General features: G+C 62.8%; 18 protein-coding genes. 10 read left to right on the top strand and 8 right to left on the bottom strand.

The features are described 5' to 3' along the window. Complete coding sequence (locus tag AC0NIL_RS10855) at window positions 1-771, bottom strand: isocitrate lyase/PEP mutase family protein (protein ID WP_275952414.1); 771 nt, start codon at window positions 769-771, stop codon at window positions 1-3. A gap of 319 nt (window positions 772-1,090) precedes the next feature. On the opposite strand from AC0NIL_RS10855, the gene AC0NIL_RS10850 reads away from it, so the two are divergent. Together AC0NIL_RS10850 and AC0NIL_RS10845 are read left to right on the top strand one after the other, a co-directional pair. Beyond that, the gene (locus AC0NIL_RS10850) at window positions 1,091-3,280 is read left to right on the top strand and encodes an anthranilate synthase (RefSeq protein ID WP_275952413.1); all 2,190 of its coding nucleotides are present in this window, start codon (window positions 1,091-1,093) and stop codon (window positions 3,278-3,280) included. A gap of 5 nt (window positions 3,281-3,285) precedes the next feature. Then, on the top strand, window positions 3,286-4,233 hold the full coding sequence (locus tag AC0NIL_RS10845; protein ID WP_013529938.1) for a cation diffusion facilitator family transporter: 948 nt from the start codon (window positions 3,286-3,288) through the stop codon (window positions 4,231-4,233). Window positions 4,234-4,239: 6 nt separating this feature from the next. Here the strand turns inward: AC0NIL_RS10845 and AC0NIL_RS10840 are convergent, their stop codons facing one another. The 3 genes from AC0NIL_RS10840 to AC0NIL_RS10830 all read right to left on the bottom strand — a co-directional run bounded on the left by AC0NIL_RS10840 (window position 4,240) and on the right by AC0NIL_RS10830 (window position 6,053). Beyond that, window positions 4,240-4,626 (bottom strand): type II toxin-antitoxin system VapC family toxin, encoded by a 387-nt coding sequence (locus AC0NIL_RS10840; RefSeq protein ID WP_275952412.1) that lies wholly within the window; start codon window positions 4,624-4,626, stop codon window positions 4,240-4,242. Further along, complete coding sequence (locus AC0NIL_RS10835) at window positions 4,623-4,868, bottom strand: antitoxin (protein WP_023760667.1); 246 nt, start codon at window positions 4,866-4,868, stop codon at window positions 4,623-4,625. Before AC0NIL_RS10835 ends, AC0NIL_RS10840 begins: the two co-directional genes overlap by 4 nt. A 66-nt stretch (window positions 4,869-4,934) precedes the next feature. Continuing rightward, window positions 4,935-6,053, bottom strand: a complete 1,119-nt coding sequence (locus AC0NIL_RS10830; protein ID WP_275952411.1) for a hypothetical protein — start codon at window positions 6,051-6,053, stop codon at window positions 4,935-4,937. A gap of 102 nt (window positions 6,054-6,155) precedes the next feature. On the opposite strand from AC0NIL_RS10830, the gene AC0NIL_RS10825 reads away from it, so the two are divergent. The 5 genes from AC0NIL_RS10825 to AC0NIL_RS10805 all read left to right on the top strand — a co-directional run bounded on the left by AC0NIL_RS10825 (window position 6,156) and on the right by AC0NIL_RS10805 (window position 9,339). Further along, a complete protein-coding gene (locus AC0NIL_RS10825) occupies window positions 6,156-6,593 on the top strand; it encodes a DsrE family protein (RefSeq protein WP_013529935.1) in 438 nt (145 codons plus the stop codon). A 125-nt stretch (window positions 6,594-6,718) separates the two neighbouring features. After that, complete coding sequence (locus AC0NIL_RS10820) at window positions 6,719-7,498, top strand: SDR family NAD(P)-dependent oxidoreductase (protein WP_013529934.1); 780 nt, start codon at window positions 6,719-6,721, stop codon at window positions 7,496-7,498. Between the two features lie 63 nt (window positions 7,499-7,561). Beyond that, the gene (locus tag AC0NIL_RS10815) at window positions 7,562-7,870 is read left to right on the top strand and encodes a putative quinol monooxygenase (RefSeq protein ID WP_013529933.1); all 309 of its coding nucleotides are present in this window, start codon (window positions 7,562-7,564) and stop codon (window positions 7,868-7,870) included. Window positions 7,871-7,898: 28 nt separating this feature from the next. Next, window positions 7,899-8,192 (top strand): type II toxin-antitoxin system Phd/YefM family antitoxin, encoded by a 294-nt coding sequence (locus tag AC0NIL_RS10810; protein WP_224675202.1) that lies wholly within the window; start codon window positions 7,899-7,901, stop codon window positions 8,190-8,192. Window positions 8,193-8,235: 43 nt separating this feature from the next. Beyond that, complete coding sequence (locus AC0NIL_RS10805) at window positions 8,236-9,339, top strand: AbrB family transcriptional regulator (protein ID WP_473573580.1); 1,104 nt, start codon at window positions 8,236-8,238, stop codon at window positions 9,337-9,339. A 7-nt stretch (window positions 9,340-9,346) separates the two neighbouring features. Here AC0NIL_RS10805 and AC0NIL_RS10800 read toward each other — a convergent pair whose 3' ends face one another. After that, the gene (locus tag AC0NIL_RS10800) at window positions 9,347-10,426 is read right to left on the bottom strand and encodes an SIP domain-containing protein (RefSeq protein WP_473573581.1); all 1,080 of its coding nucleotides are present in this window, start codon (window positions 10,424-10,426) and stop codon (window positions 9,347-9,349) included. A 125-nt stretch (window positions 10,427-10,551) separates the two neighbouring features. Beyond that, complete coding sequence (locus AC0NIL_RS10795; protein ID WP_473573582.1) at window positions 10,552-11,436, bottom strand: LysR family transcriptional regulator; 885 nt, start codon at window positions 11,434-11,436, stop codon at window positions 10,552-10,554. 145 nt (window positions 11,437-11,581) lie between these two features. Here AC0NIL_RS10795 and AC0NIL_RS10790 point away from each other — a divergent pair, with 145 nt between their 5' ends. Next, window positions 11,582-13,117: an MFS transporter gene (locus AC0NIL_RS10790; RefSeq protein ID WP_064994765.1), complete on the top strand. Its 1,536-nt coding sequence runs from the start codon at window positions 11,582-11,584 to the stop codon at window positions 13,115-13,117. Window positions 13,118-13,140: 23 nt separating this feature from the next. On the opposite strand, the gene AC0NIL_RS10785 is transcribed toward AC0NIL_RS10790, so the two are convergent. Together AC0NIL_RS10785 and AC0NIL_RS10780 are read right to left on the bottom strand one after the other, a co-directional pair. Beyond that, window positions 13,141-13,917: an esterase family protein gene (locus tag AC0NIL_RS10785; protein ID WP_473573583.1), complete on the bottom strand. Its 777-nt coding sequence runs from the start codon at window positions 13,915-13,917 to the stop codon at window positions 13,141-13,143. Between the two features lie 4 nt (window positions 13,918-13,921). Further along, window positions 13,922-15,088 (bottom strand): ATP-grasp domain-containing protein, encoded by a 1,167-nt coding sequence (locus tag AC0NIL_RS10780; RefSeq protein WP_473573584.1) that lies wholly within the window; start codon window positions 15,086-15,088, stop codon window positions 13,922-13,924. A gap of 419 nt (window positions 15,089-15,507) precedes the next feature. Here AC0NIL_RS10780 and leuA point away from each other — a divergent pair, with 419 nt between their 5' ends. Both leuA and AC0NIL_RS10770 read left to right on the top strand, forming a co-directional pair. Then, a complete protein-coding gene (leuA, locus tag AC0NIL_RS10775; protein ID WP_337123819.1) occupies window positions 15,508-17,247 on the top strand; it encodes a 2-isopropylmalate synthase in 1,740 nt (579 codons plus the stop codon). 184 nt (window positions 17,248-17,431) lie between these two features. Further along, window positions 17,432-19,207 (top strand): tetratricopeptide repeat protein, encoded by a 1,776-nt coding sequence (locus tag AC0NIL_RS10770; RefSeq protein WP_013529923.1) that lies wholly within the window; start codon window positions 17,432-17,434, stop codon window positions 19,205-19,207. The last annotated feature ends 166 nt before the right edge of the window (window positions 19,208-19,373 follow it).

Below are 19,373 nucleotides of genomic sequence, written 5' to 3'. Positions count from 1 at the left end.
TTAGCCCGAAATAGCCAGTCGCGCTTTCGCCTCCAGCCATTCGGACATCTGCCGGTAAGGCATCGGGCCGTGACTGATGCGGGCGACACCCAGTTCCGCCAGCCGCTGGCGCGGCGGCACATGCGCCAGCGCAATGATGTTGACCGGCAACGCAATTGCCTTGCAGAGCGTCTCGATCAGGCCTTCGTCGCCAAGGCCCGGCGCAAAGAAGCCGTGCGCGCCGGCTTTTTCGAAGGCCTGTGCGCGCTCGATGGCCTGGTCGAGCAGAACGTCATCATGCGCATCCGGTTTCGCCTTGAGGAAGATGTCGGTTCGAGCGTTGATGAATGCCGGTATGCCGGAAGCCTTGACGGCCGCCGCCGCGGCTTCGATGCGCTTTGCCTGCACGGAAATGTCATGCAGGCCGCTGCCACCGACAATCTGATCCTCGAAATTGAAACCGATAGCGCCGGCCCGCAGCGCCAACGTCACCGTGCGAGCGACGATTTCCGGGTCAACGCCGTAGCCGCCCTCGAGGTCCATGGTCACCGGCAGGCCGACCGACCCGACGATGCGCTTGATGTTGTCGAGCGCCAGTTCCAGCGGGATTTTCTCGCCATCGGCGTAGCCGAACGCGGCCGCGACCGGCCAGCTTCCGGTGGCGATCGCCTTGGCACCCGCTTTCTCGATGATCTTGGCCGAACCCGGATCCCAGGCATTGTAGAGGACGACCGGGTTGCCCTTGACGTGGAGGGAATGAAACGTCCGCGCGCGCTCGATCTGCTCGGTCATGGTTATTTTCCCGTCTTCCTGCTGTTGGATGAGCACTCTAAGCAGCACTGTCGGCTCTGGCGATGTGCCATGAGCCTGAGAAGCGGCGGCCAACGAACAGACTTTCAAACCTGTTGCGCATCCTTCTTTTCGCAGCTATGGATTTCGCCATGAATATGCGTTCGATCAAGACCATTTGGTGGTGGGCCTGCTGACAGCGGCCTGTTCGAACACGTGCGCGTGAATAGAGAGGGTGGCCGCAACGGAAAGTCCGGGCGGCCATTTGTTTTTTCCAAGCCATTCCCGGGTCCGTTGCCCCAAGAAGCTGATGGAGACGGCAATGACGATGAAGGTTCTGGAAAACGGCGCGGAAAGTTTCGTGACCGCGGGTGGCATCACCATCACCCGCGCGCGCCACGACCGGCCGTATGCGGGCGCGATCGACGCTTACGTCGACGGCCTGAATTCGCGCCGCGGCGCGGTGTTTTCCTCCAACTATGAATATCCCGGCCGCTACACGCGCTGGGACACCGCCATCATCGACCCGCCTCTGGTTATCTCCGCGCGCGGCCGCGCCATGCGTATCGAGGCGCTCAACGGCCGTGGCGAGGTGTTGTTGCCGGTCATCGGCAAGGAGCTGGATAGCTTGGCCGATATCACCATCGCCGAGACATCGAAAAGGCTCATCCGTCTCGACGTCGCCAAGCCCGGCCGTGTCTTCACGGAAGAAGAGCGCAGCCGCGTTCCTTCGGTGTTCACGGTGCTGCGCGCCATCACCGCTCTGTTCAAGACCGAGGAAGACGCCAATCTAGGTCTCTACGGCGCTTTCGGCTACGATCTCGCCTTCCAGTTCGACCCGGTAGACTACAAGCTCGAACGCAAGCCAAGCCAGCGCGACCTGGTGCTGTTCCTGCCTGACGAGATCCTGGTCGTCGACCATTATTCGGCCAAGGCATGGACCGACCGCTACGACTATGCCGGCGAGGGTTTTTCGACCGAAGGGCTGCCGCGCGACGAAATCTCCGAGCCGTTCAAGAGCCCCGACCGCATCCCGCCGCGCGGCGACCATGAACCCGGCGAATACGCCGACCTGGTGCGCAAAGCGATGGATTCGTTCAAGCGCGGCGACCTGTTCGAGGTCGTGCCGGGCCAGATGTTCTACGAGCGCTGCGAGACGCAGCCGTCCGAGATTTCGCGCAAGCTGAAGGCCATCAATCCGTCGCCCTATTCCTTCTTCATCAATCTGGGCGAAGGTGAATATCTGATCGGCGCCTCGCCCGAAATGTTCGTGCGCGTCAACGGCCGCCGCGTCGAGACCTGCCCGATCTCGGGCACCATCAAGCGCGGCGACGACGCAATTTCCGACTCAGAGCAGATCCTGAAACTGCTCAACTCGAAGAAAGACGAATCCGAGCTGACCATGTGCTCGGACGTCGACCGCAACGACAAGTCGCGGGTCTGCGAGCCGGGTTCGGTGCGCGTCATCGGCCGGCGCCAGATCGAGATGTATTCGCGCCTGATCCATACGGTCGACCACATCGAAGGCAGGCTGCGCGAAGGCATGGATGCCTTCGATGCCTTCCTGTCGCATGCCTGGGCGGTCACCGTCACCGGCGCGCCGAAGCTATGGGCCATGCGCTTTATCGAGCAGAACGAGAAGAGCCCGCGCGCCTGGTATGGCGGCGCGATCGGCATGGTCAATTTCAACGGCGACATGAACACCGGCCTGACGCTCCGCACCATCCGTATCAAGGACGGCATTGCCGAAGTGCGCGCCGGCGCCACATTGCTGTTCGACAGCATTCCCGAGGAAGAAGAAGCCGAAACCGAACTGAAGGCATCCGCCATGCTCTCCGCCATCCGCGACGCCAAGACAGGCAATTCCGCCAGCACCGAGCGCACCACCGCGCGCGTCGGCGACGGCGTCAACATCCTGCTGGTCGACCACGAGGACAGTTTCGTCCACACGCTGGCCAATTATTTTCGCCAGACCGGCGCCAACGTCTCGACCGTTCGCTCGCCGGTGCCTGAGGAAGTCTTCGACCGGCTGAAACCCGACCTCGTCGTGCTGTCGCCCGGCCCCGGCACGCCGAAGGACTTCGATTGCGCCGCAACCATCAAGAAGGCGCGCGCCCGCGAACTGCCGATCTTCGGCGTCTGCCTTGGCTTGCAGGCATTGGCCGAGGCCTATGGCGGCGAACTGCGGCAGCTGCACATACCGATGCACGGCAAGCCGTCGCGCATCCGCGTCTCCAAGCCCGGCATCATCTTCTCCGGCCTGCCCAAGGAAGTCACCGTCGGCCGCTACCACTCGATCTTTGCCGATCCGGTGCGGCTGCCCGACGATTTCATCGTCACGGCCGAGACCGAGGACGGCGTCATCATGGCCTTCGAGCACCGCAAGGAGCCGATCGCCGCAGTGCAATTCCACCCGGAATCGATCATGACGCTCGGGCACAATGCCGGCATGCGCATCATCGAGAACATCGTCGCCCACCTGCCGCGCAAGGCCAAGGAAAAGGCCGCCTGACGATCATGGCCGAAGCCGAGAACACGATGGCGATCGCGGCCAAGGCGGCCGCGAAGCGCAAGGTCGCGAACCTCGCCTTCTGGTCGATTATCGTCGCCTTTGTCGTGCTCGCGCTGAAAGCTGCCGCCTGGTACGTCACCGGCTCAGTCGCACTCTATTCGGACGCACTGGAATCGATCGTCAACGTCATCGCCTCGGTCGCCGCCTTCTGGGCGATCCAGATCAGCCACAAGCCGGCCGACCAGGATCATCCCTTCGGCCATCACAAGGCCGAGTATTTCTCGGCAGTGCTGGAAGGCGTGTTGATCGTGCTTGCCGCGCTATTGATCCTCAACGAGGTCTGGCGCTCCTGGCAGACTCCGTCACCCTTGGAACAGCCTTGGGAAGGTCTTGCGGTCAACGGCGTTGCCACGATTATCAACGCCTTCTGGGCCTGGACGCTGATCCGCGCCGGCAGGGCGGAGAAATCACCGGCACTGGTCGCCGACGGCAACCACATCATGACCGACGTGGTGACCTCGATCGGGGTCTTCGGCGGCCTGGTCGGGGCGATCCTGACCGGCTGGCAGATCCTCGACCCCGCACTTGCCGTCCTCGTGGCGCTGAACATCTTGTGGCAGGGCTGGCATGTCATCGGCTCGTCGATGAACGGGCTGATGGACCGCGCCGTCGACACCCAGGAGCACATGCGCATCCGCGACGTCATCTCGGCTAACTGCAAGGGCGCGCTTGAAGTGCACGACCTCAAGACGCGCATCGCCGGCCGCGCCACCTTCATCGAGTTTCATCTGGTCGTCGACGCAGACATGTCGGTCGGCGCCAGCCATGTCATCTGCGACCGCATCGAGGACGCGCTGAAGGCCGAAATCCCCTCGGTGCGCGTCACCATCCATGTCGAGCCCGACGACGAGGCCAAGCTGCCCAAGGGCACGACGGCCGTGCCGTTCGCATGAGGCGGTTCACCAGGTCTCGATTGAGAGATCTTTGATCCGCTCGAATTCCCGGACATTACGGGTCATCAGCGTAAGGTTCCGAGCGCGCGCTTGCCCACCGATCAACGCATCGTAGGGACCGATCGGAGTTCCTAACGTCGCAAGCTTTGCCCGAATCTCCCCAGCATGTCTTGCGTCTTCTCGGTCGAATTCGAGCACCGGGAACTGCAGAGCTTCGATGCGCGCCAAATTTTCAGCCCTTCGCTGGCTCTTTTCAGCACCATAGTGCAGTTCGTGCGCGACGATCGCAGAGAGGGCATAGTCCTGCGGCCTGTGCCGTTTTAGCAGCGCCAACAGACCCGCGTCGCCCTTGATGACCGCGATGACGGCATTGGTGTCGAGCAGGTAGATCACTTGAAAACGTCATCCAAGGCAGGTCGATCCTGCCCGTCTTGACGTTCGAGCGCCGCCTCGGCGAAATCGTTATCAAGCGGTCCGATCACTTGGTCTAGCCACGCCCAGTCCTGCGCAAGCGGTTCCAGAATGACGGTTTGCCCGTGACGGCGGATCGAAACCTCATCTGTTTCGAAACGGAACTCCTTGGGCAGACGCACAGCTTGTGACCGGCCCGACCAGAACACTTTCGCCTTGTCCATCATGCTATCCTCAAATGAGATATAGCAAAGATATATCCCTTCATGGCGACGTAGACAAGTCCGAGCTCAGGGCGAGCAGGCCGATTGCGGCATTGGCTTCAGCCGATAGACCTTGTCGTCGGATTTCGTCTTTCCGGCGTCCGCCTTCGAACACAGGTCGACGATTGCAAGCGCGCTGTTTGGGTTGGCCAGCATCATCGTGCCGTTGGCGCCACGCTTGAGGAAAATCTCCTTCTGCGCGATGTCGCAGGAGAAATCGCTCATCTTCGTGCTGGCCGCGCAGCGCCACTGGTCGGCTTCGCCCTGGCAGGAATAGGTCTGCGTCACCTTAGCCGATTTCTGCCGTGTGGTGACGGTAACGGCAATGTCGGCGCCGTCTGGCCAATTGGCAGTGTCACCGCCCGAGGCGAAGGACGCCAGTTCTACCTTGCCGCGGAAAACCCGGATCGACTGGGTGAGTTGATCGGGGTGCGAGCCGAGATGCGCTGCATCGTAGTCGCGCCCGTAGCAGAACGCCTGGTCCGGCTTCAGCCGCTCGCGTAGCGGAGCTCCGAGCGCAGCGGCGACTGGATCGATGCGCGCGAACTCCGCCTGACAGGTCGCTGCCGGCATCGGGTCGAGGCGGAAATTGTCATCCTCCGAGCCGAGCGCCCGCCTGTCATATTCCGCTGCGCCAAGCTCCTCTTCTGATCCGGCATCGAGATAGATGTCGGGCTGCAGATCCGAGAGGAACAGCCGACCCTTGTCATCGACCTTCAGCGACGCAAGCGTCCGGTCGCATTCCATGCCGCAATGGACCGGGCCCGTCTTGCCGTCCTCGGAAGCATGATTGCACCAGCCGCCGGCCCATTCAGGCGACTTGGCGCCGCGCACGGTGGTGGCGATGAAGGCATTGTAGGACGTGTCGGAATTCCCGGTCGGCTCCTCGTTCGGCCGGCTGACCGGATCATGGCCGTAGTAGAAGAAGATCCGCGCCACCTTCTGCTTCGGGTGCGCCTTGAGATGCGCCGCATCATAGACGCGGCCGAAACAGGCATCAGCGCCGTTCGGACTGAGTTCGGTAAGCTTCAGCGCATCGTCGGCGGAGGCCGATCCGGCAAGCGCGCCGAGCAGCACGGCGCAAAACCCGGCGCCGGCAACCGTCTTCCATTCCCCCAACCCAAACGCCCATTCCTTCAACGCCATGTGACCTCTCCTCCGCATCGAAAGGACGCAACGGCAATTTATGCTAGTATTGCGGCTGGAGTCACGCAATTCGCGGTCAGCCGCCAAGCGGAGGAGGATGCCATGCGCCGGCGCGATATGTTCCGCACGGTTCTTGCCGGAACCGGAACGCTTCTCGGTCTGCGGGCAGCACAGGCAGCCGCCACCGAGCCCACAAGGCAAAAAGTCGCCTACCACTTGAGCGACACCGACAAGGTCAATTTCGTGCTCGGCAACATCAAGAACCATTATGAAGGCACCGGCGGCAAGGTCGACATCGTGCTGGTCGTGCATGGTCCCGCGCTCGCGGCCTTCAAGTCGAAAGGCATATCGGCCGCGATTTCCGGGCGCTTCGCCGGCCTGGTGCAGCAGGGATTGGAACCCCACGCCTGCGCCAACACCATGCACGGCATGGACATTACACTCCCCGACCTGCTCGCCGGATTTCATGCCGCCGACAAGGGCGGCGTCGTCAAACTCGCCGAACTGCAAGGCCAGGGTTACGCCTATCTGCGTCCGTAGAGCGGTTTGTTTGACGCAAATCCCCCGGGGAAAGCGCTCACACTTTTCCTTGAATTGCTCCAAGGCTTGAACACCGGGGTGGCAAGGGCCTACGAAGGGCAGGCAGACATCCCGGAGGAAGAACCGTGCCAGCCACCACACTCAGCATACCCGATCTTGCCGGCAAGGCAGTGCTGGTTACCGGTGCATCGACCGGCATCGGGGCGGCGCTCGCGCTGGCCTATGCAGCGCAGAAATGCAAGGTGGCGCTGCATTATAACTCGAGCCGCGACGCCGCCGAGAAGCTCGGCCTGACGATTGCCGACAAGGGCGGCGAGGTGTTTCTCGTCCAGGGCGATTTCTCCGTTGCCGCCGATGTCGAGCGCGTCGTCGAGGACAGTGCGCAATATTTCGGCCGCCTCGACGGGCTGGTCAACAATGCCGGCGGCATGCTCGGCCGCATCCCCTATGCCGAGCAGACCGAGGCGCATTACGATGCGGTGATGGACCTCAACGCCCGTTCGGTGCTGACTGCTTCGCGCAAGGCGATCCCGTGGCTGAAGAAACAGGGCGGCTTCATCGTCAACACCTCGTCGATCGCCGCGCGCAATGGTGCGGGCGGCGGCGCCGGGCTTTACGGCTCGGCCAAGGCCTTCGTCTCCAATGTGACGCGTGGCATGGCCAAGGAGCTGATCGGCTTCGGCATCCGCGTCAACGCGGTGGCGCCCGGCACAATTCTCACCCCGTTCCACGAGCGCTATTCGACCGACGAGCAGATCAAGGGCATGGTCGCCACCATTCCGCAGGGACGCGCCGGCACGGCGCAGGATTGCGTCGGCGCCTATCTGTTCCTCTCTTCCGACCTTCTCAGCGGCTACATCACCGGCCAAGTGATCGAGGTGAATGGCGGCCAGTTGATGCCTTGAACGGCTATCGGCATACTGGCGATCTGCACGCTCTTGTCGAAAACCTCAAAGGGAGACAACGGAATGTACGGACTGATCGGCAAGATGCGGGCGTCGCGCGGCCAGCGCGACGCGGTCATGGACCTCCTGCGCGCCAGCACCGGCGCCCTGCCGGGCTGCCTGAGCTATATCATCGCCCGCGATCCCGCGGACGCCGACGCGATCTGGGTCACCGAAGTGTGGACCGACGCCGAAAGCCACAAGGCCTCGCTGCAGCTTCCCGAAGTCCAGGCGGCGATCGCCAAGGCGCGGCCGTTCATCGCCGGCTTCGAATTCCAGGTCGAGACCCACCCCGTCGGCGGCTTCGGCCTAGCCGACAGCAAGACGGGGTGAGTTCGATGCCAATTTTGAGGAGCAATCTTTGACGCAGACAGTAAACATTCGCGATGCGAAAGCTCATCTGTCGCGCCTTGTGAGACGTGCAGCCCAAGGCGAGTCGTTTGTTATTGCCAAAGCTGGCAAGCCGTTGGCCAGAATCGTGCCGATCGAACAGCCGACGCTGCAGGCGCGACGGGTCGGTTTTATGGCCGGCCAGTTTTCCGTCCCCGACGATTTCGACCGCATGGGTCGCAATGAGATCGAGCAACGGTTCAACGCCGGCTTGCGAGACCTGTTACTCGACACCTGGGCGGGTGAAACAATCATTTTTCTGTGAATCGCGGTTCGCATTTTTCGCCCTGCGGGTCTAAGAGCGAAACATGGATTCCTCGGCCGAGCAGCCCTCCCCGGACCTGCCCACACTCGAGCGCATGGCGCGGATGCGCAAGCTCTGGCAGTGGCTTGCCCTGCTGGTTGTTTCCTTGCTGTTTGCCGGCGCGCTGGAACTCGCCGCCCTGCCGGCGGCGCTGCTGATCGGGCCGATGCTGGCCGCCATCGTCGCCGGCACCAATGGCGCCACGGTGCGCGTGCCGCGTCTTCTGTTCGGCGCCGCCCAGGCGATCGTCGGCTGCCTCGTCGCGGCGTCGATCTCGGCCGACATCTTTCCGGTCTTCTACAAGGAATGGCCGCTGTTTCTTGGCGTCGTGGTGGCGACCGTCACAGCCTCCAGCCTGCTCGGCTGGCTGATCAGCCGCTGGCGCATCCTGCCCGGCACCACCGCCGTCTGGGGCTCGTCGCCGGGTGCGGCCACCGCCATGGTGCTGATGGCAGGTGCCTTCGGCGCCGATCAGCGGCTCGTCGCTTTCATGCAATATCTGCGCGTCATCTTCGTCTCGATGACGGCGGCACTCGTTGCCAAGATGTGGGTCGACACGTCTGAGGTCGAAATCCCCGCCATCGTCTGGTTTCCGCCGATCGATGCCCAAGCCTTCGCCGCCACCATCGGCATCGCGGTCGTAGGCGGCCTGGGGGGAAAGTTGTGCCGACTGCCCTCGCCCTTCTTCCTCGGCACCTTCATCTTCGGCACCGTCGTCCATCTCGGCTTGGGCGTGGAAATGCAATTGCCGCAATGGCTGCTAGCCGTCAGCTACGCCATGGTCGGCTGGTCGATCGGCCTGAACTTCACAAGGGCGATCCTGCGCCATGCGGCGCGCGCCTTGCCGCAGATCATCGCCTCGATCGTGGCCTTGATCGCCTTTTGCGGCGGCCTTGCCTTCATGATCAGCCATCTCCTGGGCATCGATCCGCTGACCGCCTATCTGGCGACCAGCCCCGGCGGCATGGACAGCATCGCCATCATCGCTGCAGCAGCGCAGAACGTCGACATCTCTTTCGTCATGGCCCTGCAATCAGCACGCTTCCTGATCGTGCTGCTGATCGGCCCGAGCATGGCGCGGCTGGTGGCGAGAAGCGTCAGGCAATAGGCAGCGACTAGTCCTCGCCGCCCTCGCCCATGCTGTGCGCGTCCCGGCGCCAGTAGGCCGTAACCAGGTGGCGGTCGCGCGGCAGGCCCCACTGTTTACGCACGATCTTGCGGATCTCCCGGAAGTCACCGAATTCGCAACTGGCCCAGACGTACAGGCCGTCGGCAAGCGCCATCTGATTGCGCTCACGCAAGGCGGTCGACAACAGGCCCGCGGTGCCGGCCTCGCGGCCGTGCCGGTAAAGCCAGGTGATGTCGATATTATCCCCTTGCGCCAGCGCCATCCGGTCGTCCGGCCCATCGATCTCGATCAGCGCCTCAGCGCGTGTTGACGGCGGCAGATCTTCCAGAATCCTGCCTATGGCGGGAAGTGCTGTGTCGTCGCCGAGCAGAAGCAAGGTCTGCGCCACCGGAGCGTCGCCGCCACCGGGTCCGATCATGCCGATGACATCTCCCGCCCGTGCATTTTGCGCGAAGCTGGCGGCGGGCGTCTCCTGGCCGGGGTGCAGCACGAAATCGACATCGAGCCAGCCACTGGCCGCATCCAGCGCCCGGATCGTGTAGACCCGCACGGCAAGCGCATCGTCGCCCGAAGGCCAGACAATCAAGCCATCAGCACCCATCGACGGCCAGAGCGGCTGGCGGCCAGCCGGCGGCAGCAGCAGCCGCATGTGCAGGCCGCCATGGCTGAACCGGCCGAGATCCTTGCCGGCGAAGCGCAGACGCTGCATATGCGCCGAAATCCGCGTCGACGACATCACCGTGATCTCGCGGAAGAAGACCGGCGTGCCGGCGTCAACGCCGTCGCCTTGCCAATGAATGCCCCTGGTCGTGCCGAGATGTTCGGCGACATGGCCGGCAACCGTCATCTTCATGTAGGACAGGCAGGTTTCGTCGGACGCCGCGACGCGGATCAGTACGCTTTCATCATCGAGCGTGGCGCTCAACGAACCATAATAGAGGCGAAGCTCCCATTGGTCGGCGACGCCGGTGTCGATCTCGAATTCGCTGTGCTCGGCGCGCAGCCGGTCCATCACCGACCTGATCGCCGCGTCGCTGATCCGGGTTTGCGCGCTCAATTGGTCCATCATTCAAGTCCTTTGCAACAGTTCGGGGCAAGCGCCGCAGCGCCACCGCGGTCAGCGGCATGCCACAGCCGCTCAAGCGCTTCCACACAAACATGACTATCACAGTCATATTATGCGATGAACGCCTAGCGCGCCGCAAGGCGATCGGGAAGGAAATCGACGAACACGCGCACCTTCGGCGACAAATGGCGGTTGGAAGGCCACAGCATCCGGAACTGGACACGGCCGTCGACATGACCGTCGAGAACGGTACGCAGCCTGTCTTCGTGCAGCGCCTCACGCACCAGGAAATCCGGCATGCAGGCGATGCCGAGGCCGGCGATCGTGGCGCCCTTCAATGCTTCCATGTTGTTGCAGGTCAGCATCGAGCGGATCTGCGGTTCAGCGCTTCCGGTTATGAACGGCCACTCCAGCAGCCTGCCGCTGTTGAGGAAGCGGAAGTTTATGCCGAAATGCCTGATGAGATCCGCCGGCTCGCCGGGTGTGCCATGGCGCTCGAGGTAGGAGGGCGCCGCGCACAGCAGCATGCGGAAGGGCGCAACGGGTCTCGACACGAGGCGCGAATCAGGCAGCTCGCCGCTGCGGATCGCGACATCGATGCCCTCGTCGATGACGTCGACGATCCGGTCGTTGAAATCGATGTCGAGTTCGATCTCGGGATAGCGGGCCATGAACTCCGACAACACCGGCAGCAACAGATGATAGGTGACGATCGGGGTGGATATGCGCAGCCGCCCACGCGGTGTTTCCCGTGTCCGCGACAGCATCGCCTCGGCATCGTCAATGTCGTCGAGGATGCGGCGCACCCGCTCGTTGAACAGCTTGCCCTCTTCCGTCAGGCCAATGCGCCGCGTGCTGCGCTGCAGGAGCCGCACGCCGAGTTCCTGCTCGAGCCGGGCGACACTTTTGCCGACAGCGGAAGCCGAGATGCCAAGCGCCCGTCCGGCAGCGACGAAACTGCCGAATTCAGCGGTGCGGGCAAAGGCCAGGAGCCCGTTGAGACGATCCATCGTGTCATTCCATTCGAGCGTTTCAGTCCGATATACCAGGAGATATAACACTATTCTTCCTGAAATGCCGACGACCTATCTTGTCATCACGACCGGCTCCGCAATCGCGGCCCACCGGCGAGTGCTGTTTCAGATAGGAAAATCCATGACTTCCAGGACCACAACCGGCTCTGCCGAGAGATGGCTCGTGCTCTTGTCCGTGTGCCTTGCCGCGATGACGATGCCATTGACCTTCACCGGTCCGGCCGTCGCTCTGTCGCGCATCGCGGCCGATCTCGGCGGCAGTCCCATCGAGCTCAACTGGGTGACCAACGCCTTCATGCTGACCTTCGGCGCCACCCTGATGGCGTCGGGCGCCCTGGCCGACAACCACGGCCGCAAGCGCCTCTTCCTCGTCGGCCTCTCCCTCTATATCCTGGCATCACTGGGCGCGATGCTGGCGCCGGACATCATCTGGTTCGACATCTTCCGGGCCGTGCAGGGGATCGGCAGTGCGGCCGCCTTCGCTGGCGGCGCCTCGGCACTCGCCCAGGAATTCGAAGGGCCATTGCGGCTGCGCGCCTTCAGCTTCCTCGGCACCAGTTTCGGCATCGGCCTCGCCTTCGGCCCGATCGCGTCGGGCCTGCTCATCTCCGCATTCGGCTGGCGGTCGATCTTTCTTCTGGTTGCGGCACTCGCGATTGCCGCCGCCATGCTCGGCCTGCGCACCATCAGGGAATCGCGCGACCCGGATGCGACGGGCCTCGACTGGGCGGGAGCCGGCACCTTCACGATCGCGCTGGCGTCGCTGACCTATGGCGTGCTCCAGGCGCCGCAGAGCGGCTGGGCTGATCCCCTCGTCGTCACGCTTCTAGCCGCTTCTATCATCTGTTTTGTCGCCTTCGTCGTTGTCGAGCGGCAAGCACAACGGCCGATGCTCGATCTCACGCTGTTTGCCTACCCCCGCTTCGTCGGCGTCCAGTTCCTGGCTGCGGCACCCGCTTACGCCTTCGTCGTCCTGCTCGTCCTGTTGCCGATCCGTTTCATCGGCATCGAAGGGATGAACGAGATCAAGGCCGGGCAATTGATGATCTGCCTCTCAGGTCCGCTGCTGATCCTGCCGATGCTCGCCGGCCAGCTGGCGCGCTGGATCGCACCTGCCACCATCTGCGGCGTCGGCCTGCTCGTCGCTGCCGCCGGGCTTGTCTGGCTGAGCCTGACACCACCGGTCGATAGTGCGCTGATGGCGCCGCTGATGCTGATCGGCGTCGGCATCGCTCTGCCCTGGGGATTGATGGACGGGCTTGCGGTCAGCGTCGTGCCAAGGGAGCGCGCCGGCATGGCGGTCGGCATCTTCAACACCACCCGCGTCGCCTGCGAGGGTGTGGCGCTGGCGATCGTCATGGCGACGCTTTCCGGCTTTGCCGCCGCGCAGCTCGCCGCACAAGGAATGGCATCTTCGACGGACGCAGCGGCGGCAGCCCAGTTGCTGGTGACCGGCAATCTCGGCGAAGCAGCACAACATCTGCCCCAAGCCGGAGCCATTGTTCTGGTCCAGGCCTACGAGACGGCGTTCGACAGGCTGCTGATCGTGTTGGCGGCGATCACCGTCGTCACCGCCCTTGTCGTCTTCCTTGGCCTGCGTCGCGTATCGGCTTCGGAGCGCGAAACCGCCGCCCTGCCGGCATGCCAGGAAGGGTAGCCGTCAGCGGACGGGCCTCGCTATCAATCCAGCCTGTGCATCAGGTCCTCATCCAGCCAACGGCCGAAGAAATAGACCAGTTGCTTGTGCCACCACGGCCAGTCGTGGCTGACATCGCCGCCCCAGTAATCGACCCAGGCGGGAATGGATTTGTCGCGCAGGATCTGTTCCAACCTGCGCGTCTCGACCAGCATCCGCTCTTCCCACGCGCCCTGCCCGCAGCAGAAGATCAGCCTGAGCGTCTTCAGCCGGGCCAGCAGTTTGGGATCGACGATGCCGGGCAGATAGTCGAGTGGCGAGTTGTAGAAGATGTCGCCCTCGAGCGCCCTGCCGAAAAAATCGCGCGCCGAATAGACGCCCGACAGCGCGATGACGCCGCTGGCGAGTTCGGGAAAGCGGAAGACGAAGTTCGAGGAGTGATAGCCGCCCATCGAACAGCCCGAGAACAGCGGCTTCAGCTTGCGCCCGCCATTGGCCTGCTCGGCCGTGGACAGGAAGTCCGGCAGCGCTTCCTCGCGCACATAGCGGAAATAGGCCTCGTGGCGGGCAATGCGATGGGCCGCGTCGGCATGCTTGTCGAAGAAGGATTCCGAATCGACGCCGTCGACCGTGAACAGCTGGATGCGGCCGGTGTCGATGAATTCGGCCAGTGCGCCCACCCCGCCGGAATCCTCGAACTGGTAGAACCGGCCCTGCGAGGTCGGAAACACCACCACCGGCCGGCCGGCATGGCCGTAGCGCTTGTATTCCATGTCGCGGCCGAGCTTGTCCGAGAAATTCTTGTGATAGGAAATGTCCATCGGCTCACGCCTTTTCCGCGTGGATATAGGCGACCGCCTCGCGCAGGGCTGCTTCGTCCTTCGAGCGCATCTGATAGGCGTAATTTCCCATGGCGCGGCTGAAAACCTCTTCGATGGCCTGATGGTGCACGATCTTGTCGCCATGGGCGGCTAGCACGTCCTCATGGCTGTGCAAATAACCGAGGCGCCGCTTGCGGCTGGCATAGGCGGTGAAATACTTACCCTCATAGGGTCCGCCGGCGGCATCCCTGACCACCATGTCGGCCCATGCCGCATAGACGTCGATGTCGAAGGTGTAGTTGATCGCATCAGTCATCCAGGCGCCGGGCGGGCGCATGTTGACCTCCAGCGCAATGACGCGGTCGTCCTTGGTCTCGAACAATTCGATGTGGAAGAAGCGCTCGCGCACGTCGAATGCCTTCAGGATCTTGCGGCCGGCCTCCTCGACCGCCGGGCTGATCCTGGGAAAGCAGGTGTAGCTCATGTGGCGGTCCTTGTTGACCACCTCCATGACGCTCTGGTCATAGCGGTGGCTGGCCGCCAGCACCACCTCGCCGTCGCGGTTGACCAACCCGTCATAGGTCACCACCAGTCCTTCGATGAACTGCTCCATGACGAAGGTCACATCCTCGGGCTTGTCCCTGAAGAACTGGTCGAGCTCTTTGGCGTTGGAGATCTTGAAGGTGTTCGAGGCGCCGGAGCCGCTGTCGGGCTTGACCACCACCGGATAGCCGACGCGGCGGATGAAGGTCATCGCCCCGGCGCGGTCGGAACATTTCCGCTGCGCGATGGTGTCGACGCCGCTCTTGCGGAAGAAGGCGCGCATGCGGCTCTTGCGCTTCAGATTCTTCACGAAATCGAGCTTGGTGCCGTAGATGTTGAAGTCGGTGCGGATGTTGGCTTCCAGCTCCAGCCAGTGTTCGTTGAGCGATTCAAAACGGTCGATACGGCCCCATTTGTGGATGAAATGCCCCATCGCCCGGAACACCGGATCGTAGTCCTCCATGTCGGCGACGCGGTAATATTCCGAAAGGGCTGCTTTAAGCTTGGCGTCGAGCGCGTCATAGGGTGCGTCGCCGATGCCGAGCACCCTGGCCCCGGCCTTCTTCAAACGGTCGCAGAAATCCGCGCCATTGGCGGGAAAATGCGGCGAGAAGAACACGAAGTTCATGGATGACCCCTCCCGGCGACAGGATGGCACCCGTCGACACCCAAGTCTGGCGCATTTGCCGCGCCTGGGGAAGAGCATCCGCGTTAGGGATAATATCCGACAGCTCACGGTCCGCCATGCGGCCCCACTTGCCTCTCACAAGCCGCTCCTGTATGAAAACCGCCATGAACACGCGCGCCACCAACGCTTCCCGTTCGACCGGTTTTTCCGGCGAGGCCGTGCGCGCGTTCGCCTCGACCCTGCTTCTTCTCGGCCTTATCGGCGATCGCCGGGTTCGCTGAAGGAGCGCCCGGCGGTCGAACCGCCGCGCAAGCGCATGCTCCTTGGCAATCACATCAAGCGAACGAAATTCTGGTAAAGGCGCCGCTCGCCATCAATCCACCTGAAGGTGGATCCATGAGCCGCCGGGAGAAACGACGATGAACGCACGAGAAGAGATCCGCTCCGATGCCGCGGTAGCCGACACGGATTCGGCCAAAGGCATGCCCGACGCGGCTCGCAAATATCAGCCCTATCCGACCGTCGGTCTCACCAATCGCACCTGGCCCTCGAAGGTTATCGACAAGGCGCCGATCTGGTGCTCGGTCGACCTGCGCGACGGAAACCAGGCGCTGATCGATCCTATGGGCCATGAGCGCAAGGCACGCATGTTCGGCCTGCTGCTCGACATGGGCTTCAAGGAGATCGAGATCGGCTTCCCGTCGGCCTCCCAGACCGATTTCGACTTTGCCCGCTGGTGCATCGAGGAAGGCAACGTACCCGCCGATGTCTCGCTGCAGGTGCTGGTGCAGTGCCGGCCGGAGCTGATCACCCGCACCTTCGAGGCGCTGAAGGGCGCCACCAACCCGATCGTCCATTTCTACAATTCGACCAGCGAATTGCAGCGTCGCGTCGTCTTCGAGAAGGACGTCGGCGGCATCAAGCGGATCGCCACCGACGCGGCCAAGATGATCACCGACATGGCGGCCAAGGCCGGCGGAGGCTTTCGTTTCGAGTATTCGCCGGAAAGCTTTACCGGCACCGAGCTGGAAGTGGCGCTGGAGATCTGCAACGCCGTCACCGACATCGTCAGGCCGACCGCTGACAACAAGCTGATCATCAACCTGCCCTCGACGGTCGAGATGTCGACACCCAACATCTATGCCGATCGCATCGAGTGGATGTGCCGCAACCTCGACAACCGGGAGAACCTGCTGGTCTCGCTGCATCCGCACAATGACCGCGGCACCGGCATCGCCACCACCGAGCTCGGCCTGATGGCCGGCGCCGACCGCGTCGAAGGCACGCTGTTCGGCAATGGCGAGCGCACCGGCAATGTCGACATCGTCACGCTGGCGCTGAACATGTACACGCAAGGTGTCGATCCGTTGATCGACTGCTCCGACATCAACCGGATGAAGGACGTCTATGAATATTCGAACCAGTTGAAGATCCCCGAGCGCCACCCCTATGTCGGCGAACTCGTCTACACCGCCTTTTCCGGTTCGCACCAGGATGCCATCAACAAGGGCATGAAGGCGCTGAAGAAGGCCAATACGAGCCTGTGGGAAGTGCCCTATCTGCCGATCGACCCGGCCGATGTCGGACGCAGCTACGAAGCCATCATCCGCATCAATTCGCAGTCCGGCAAGGGCGGCATCGCCTATGTGCTGCAGGCCGATTACGGCCTCAATTTGCCGCGCAACCTGCAGATCGAGTTCAGCCAGGAAATCCAGGCGATCACCGATGCCGAGGGCAAGGAAGTGCCGGCCAAGCGCATCTACGAGCGCTTTCTCGAGACCTATGTCGACCAGCCCGGCGCGCGGCTGAAATTCCTCGATCACCACACCTATCCCAGCACCGAGATCAAGGGCCGGCGCGTCGTCGAGGCGGTCATCCTCGACAACGGCAAGGAACTGACGATATCGGGCACAGGCACCGGCCCGATCGACGGCTTCGTCGATGCGCTGTCACGTCATCTCGGTGTCGAGATGTCGGTGCTCGACTATTCCGAGCACTCGATGCAGCGCGGCTCGAACGCGTCGGCCATTTCCTATGTCGAGATGGAATATCCCGGCGGCAAGCTGTTCGGCGCCGGAATCAACACCAACATCGTCGCTGCCTCGCTGGAAGCAGTGATGTCCGCCGCCAACCGTATCGTCGGCAAAAAAGCCGGCTGACGCCCGACGGCAACAAAGATCGGAACCGTCCCAATCTGGTGATCGGTTCCGACCTTTCGGGCCGTTAACCACCGCGGAATTATCCGGTGGGTACGTGATCGCATAATGGGGTGTATACTTGTGTGGTGGTGCGGGACCTATATGATCGCGCCTCAACCTGTGCCGACTTCGAGAGGATCGACACTTGCAGCATGCCACGCCTGCCGCCCCCGCAGTGCGCGAGACACTGGAGCGACTGCTTGCCAGCCAAACGTTCGGCCGATCCGAACGCGCGCGCAAGCTGCTACGTTATCTTGTCGAACGTGAACAGGCCGGCGAAGCCGACAGGCTCAAGGGCTTTTCCATTGCCATGGATGTTTTCGGCAAGGACGGCGATTTCGACCCGTCCACCGATGCTGTGGTGCGGGTGCAGGCAGGCAGGCTGCGCGAGCTTCTGCAGCACTATTTCGCCAATGAGGGAATTGCCGAACCGGTCCGCATCGCCATTCCGCGCGGCGGCTATGTTCCTGCCTATGAATCGAATGCGATCCGCCTGCCGGATATTGCCGAGGCTGTTCCCGAACTCAGGCTGGACGGCGCCGCATCCGCCGGTCGGTCAAACGAAGCCGGCACGGGCACGCCGGAGGCGATGTCTCTGACTTCCGTACCGACTTCGCCTGCCCCCTCGGTGGCGCGCCATCTCCGCTTTTTCTGGATGGCGATCGCCCTGGTCATCGCCATGCTGGGCGTACTGATCCTTCGCCAGGGCAGCACTGCCTTGCTGGCAGGCGGCGACATCTCGGCAACGCCGGAGACCGCTGGCGCAACCGCAAGCATCACATCGTCGGCAAGGGCTGACGCCCTGCCGCAAGTCTATATCGGACTCAAGGCTGACGGCTCCGACGCCAGCCGTGTCGCCGCATCGCTGCGCGCCGGCCTGAGTGGCTTCGATACGATCGACTTCATCGGCCGCGACACCGTCAACGATCCAGCCGACGACGCTGCGAGCTTCATATTCGACATCCTGCCCGGACCGGACGCGGGCGATATCACGATAGAACTGCAAAGCATGGCGTCCGGACGGGTGCTTCTATCGCGCAATCTCACCCCTGCCGACAGCGCACCTGCGGCGGTCGAAGACCGTATTGCCGACATGCTGAGCTCGGCACTCCCCGCCTCCGGCACCATCTACAACTATATCGAGCAGACCGGCACGCCAAACGGTCTGACGCAGTGCCTGCTGCTCAACGGCAAATATTACCTCGACCAGAACGCCAGGACCCATGAGGCGGCCTATCGTTGCCTCGAGAAGCTGGCCAATGGTGGAACCAAGTCCTCGCTCGTCTATTCGGAACTTGCTTCCCTGCATCTCGAGGCGGTGTCCGATCATTACGCCTATCCTCCCAACGCGACGATTGAAACAGCCGTCGAGTTTGCCCATCGCGGCGTGCAGATGGGTCCGACCAGCCCTTATGCGCATCGCGCCTACGGCTATGTCAGTTCGCGCCTCGGCAATACGGACGAATCAATCCGCTGGATGCGCAAGGCCTATGAACTCAACCCCTACGATCTCGGCATGGCCGCCGCTTACGGCTACGGGCTGATCTTCGCCGGACGCTACGCCGAGGGAACGCCGATCCTCGATCATGCGGCGGAGACCTTCAGCGGACACCCGACATGGTGGGACTATGGGCTGTTCGTCGGTGAGCTCATGCTCGGCGACACGAACAAGGCAGTCGCGGCCAGCATGGCACTGAGAACGACGGCAACGAAATCACACTATCTGGCGGCACGGCTGATCGGCGCCAAGGCTGCCGGACAGGATCATTTGGTGAGCACGCTGCTGAAACAGTTGACCACCGAGTTCCCCAAATTTGCCGCCGATCCGCGGGCGACTTTCGTCGAGCGGAAATATCCGGCCGACCTGACCGACCGGCTGGTTCAGGCACTGCGCGCTGCCGGGCTCGGCAGCCCGAGCTGACACCATCGACGTCCGCGGACTGGCTGCGCCGTGTCCCGATGGATTTACTGCGCTCCGATCGCCGAAAGTCGATTGATCCCCAAGTTCTGTACACAACCGTACAAATCGCGAAAATTTTACTGGTCATCATGTCGGACTAGGAGCAATTCAGCCACGATTGGTGTCG

This window comes from Mesorhizobium sp. WSM1343, assembly GCF_055901535.1.
Note: the sequence above shows the minus strand (reverse complement) of the source record. Positions and strands in the feature narration are given on the sequence as shown.

Bases quoted from the DNA above. Each gene is read 5' to 3' on its own strand.
- leuA (WP_337123819.1), top strand. From the start codon at position 15,508: ATGAACGCACGAGAAGAGATCCGCTCCGATGCCGCGGTAGCCGACACG.
- AC0NIL_RS10830 (WP_275952411.1), bottom strand. From the start codon at position 6,053: ATGGCGTTGAAGGAATGGGCGTTTGGGTTGGGGGAATGGAAGACGGTT.
- AC0NIL_RS10850 (WP_275952413.1), top strand. From the start codon at position 1,091: ATGACGATGAAGGTTCTGGAAAACGGCGCGGAAAGTTTCGTGACCGCG.
- AC0NIL_RS10795 (WP_473573582.1), bottom strand. From the start codon at position 11,436: ATGGATCGTCTCAACGGGCTCCTGGCCTTTGCCCGCACCGCTGAATTC.
- AC0NIL_RS10800 (WP_473573581.1), bottom strand. From the start codon at position 10,426: ATGGACCAATTGAGCGCGCAAACCCGGATCAGCGACGCGGCGATCAGG.
- AC0NIL_RS10855 (WP_275952414.1), bottom strand. From the start codon at position 771: ATGACCGAGCAGATCGAGCGCGCGCGGACGTTTCATTCCCTCCACGTC.
- AC0NIL_RS10780 (WP_473573584.1), bottom strand. From the start codon at position 15,088: ATGAACTTCGTGTTCTTCTCGCCGCATTTTCCCGCCAATGGCGCGGAT.
- AC0NIL_RS10845 (WP_013529938.1), top strand. From the start codon at position 3,286: ATGGCCGAAGCCGAGAACACGATGGCGATCGCGGCCAAGGCGGCCGCG.
- AC0NIL_RS10805 (WP_473573580.1), top strand. From the start codon at position 8,236: ATGGATTCCTCGGCCGAGCAGCCCTCCCCGGACCTGCCCACACTCGAG.
- AC0NIL_RS10815 (WP_013529933.1), top strand. From the start codon at position 7,562: ATGTACGGACTGATCGGCAAGATGCGGGCGTCGCGCGGCCAGCGCGAC.
- AC0NIL_RS10790 (WP_064994765.1), top strand. From the start codon at position 11,582: ATGACTTCCAGGACCACAACCGGCTCTGCCGAGAGATGGCTCGTGCTC.
- AC0NIL_RS10785 (WP_473573583.1), bottom strand. From the start codon at position 13,917: ATGGACATTTCCTATCACAAGAATTTCTCGGACAAGCTCGGCCGCGAC.
- AC0NIL_RS10835 (WP_023760667.1), bottom strand. From the start codon at position 4,868: ATGGACAAGGCGAAAGTGTTCTGGTCGGGCCGGTCACAAGCTGTGCGT.
- AC0NIL_RS10825 (WP_013529935.1), top strand. From the start codon at position 6,156: ATGCGCCGGCGCGATATGTTCCGCACGGTTCTTGCCGGAACCGGAACG.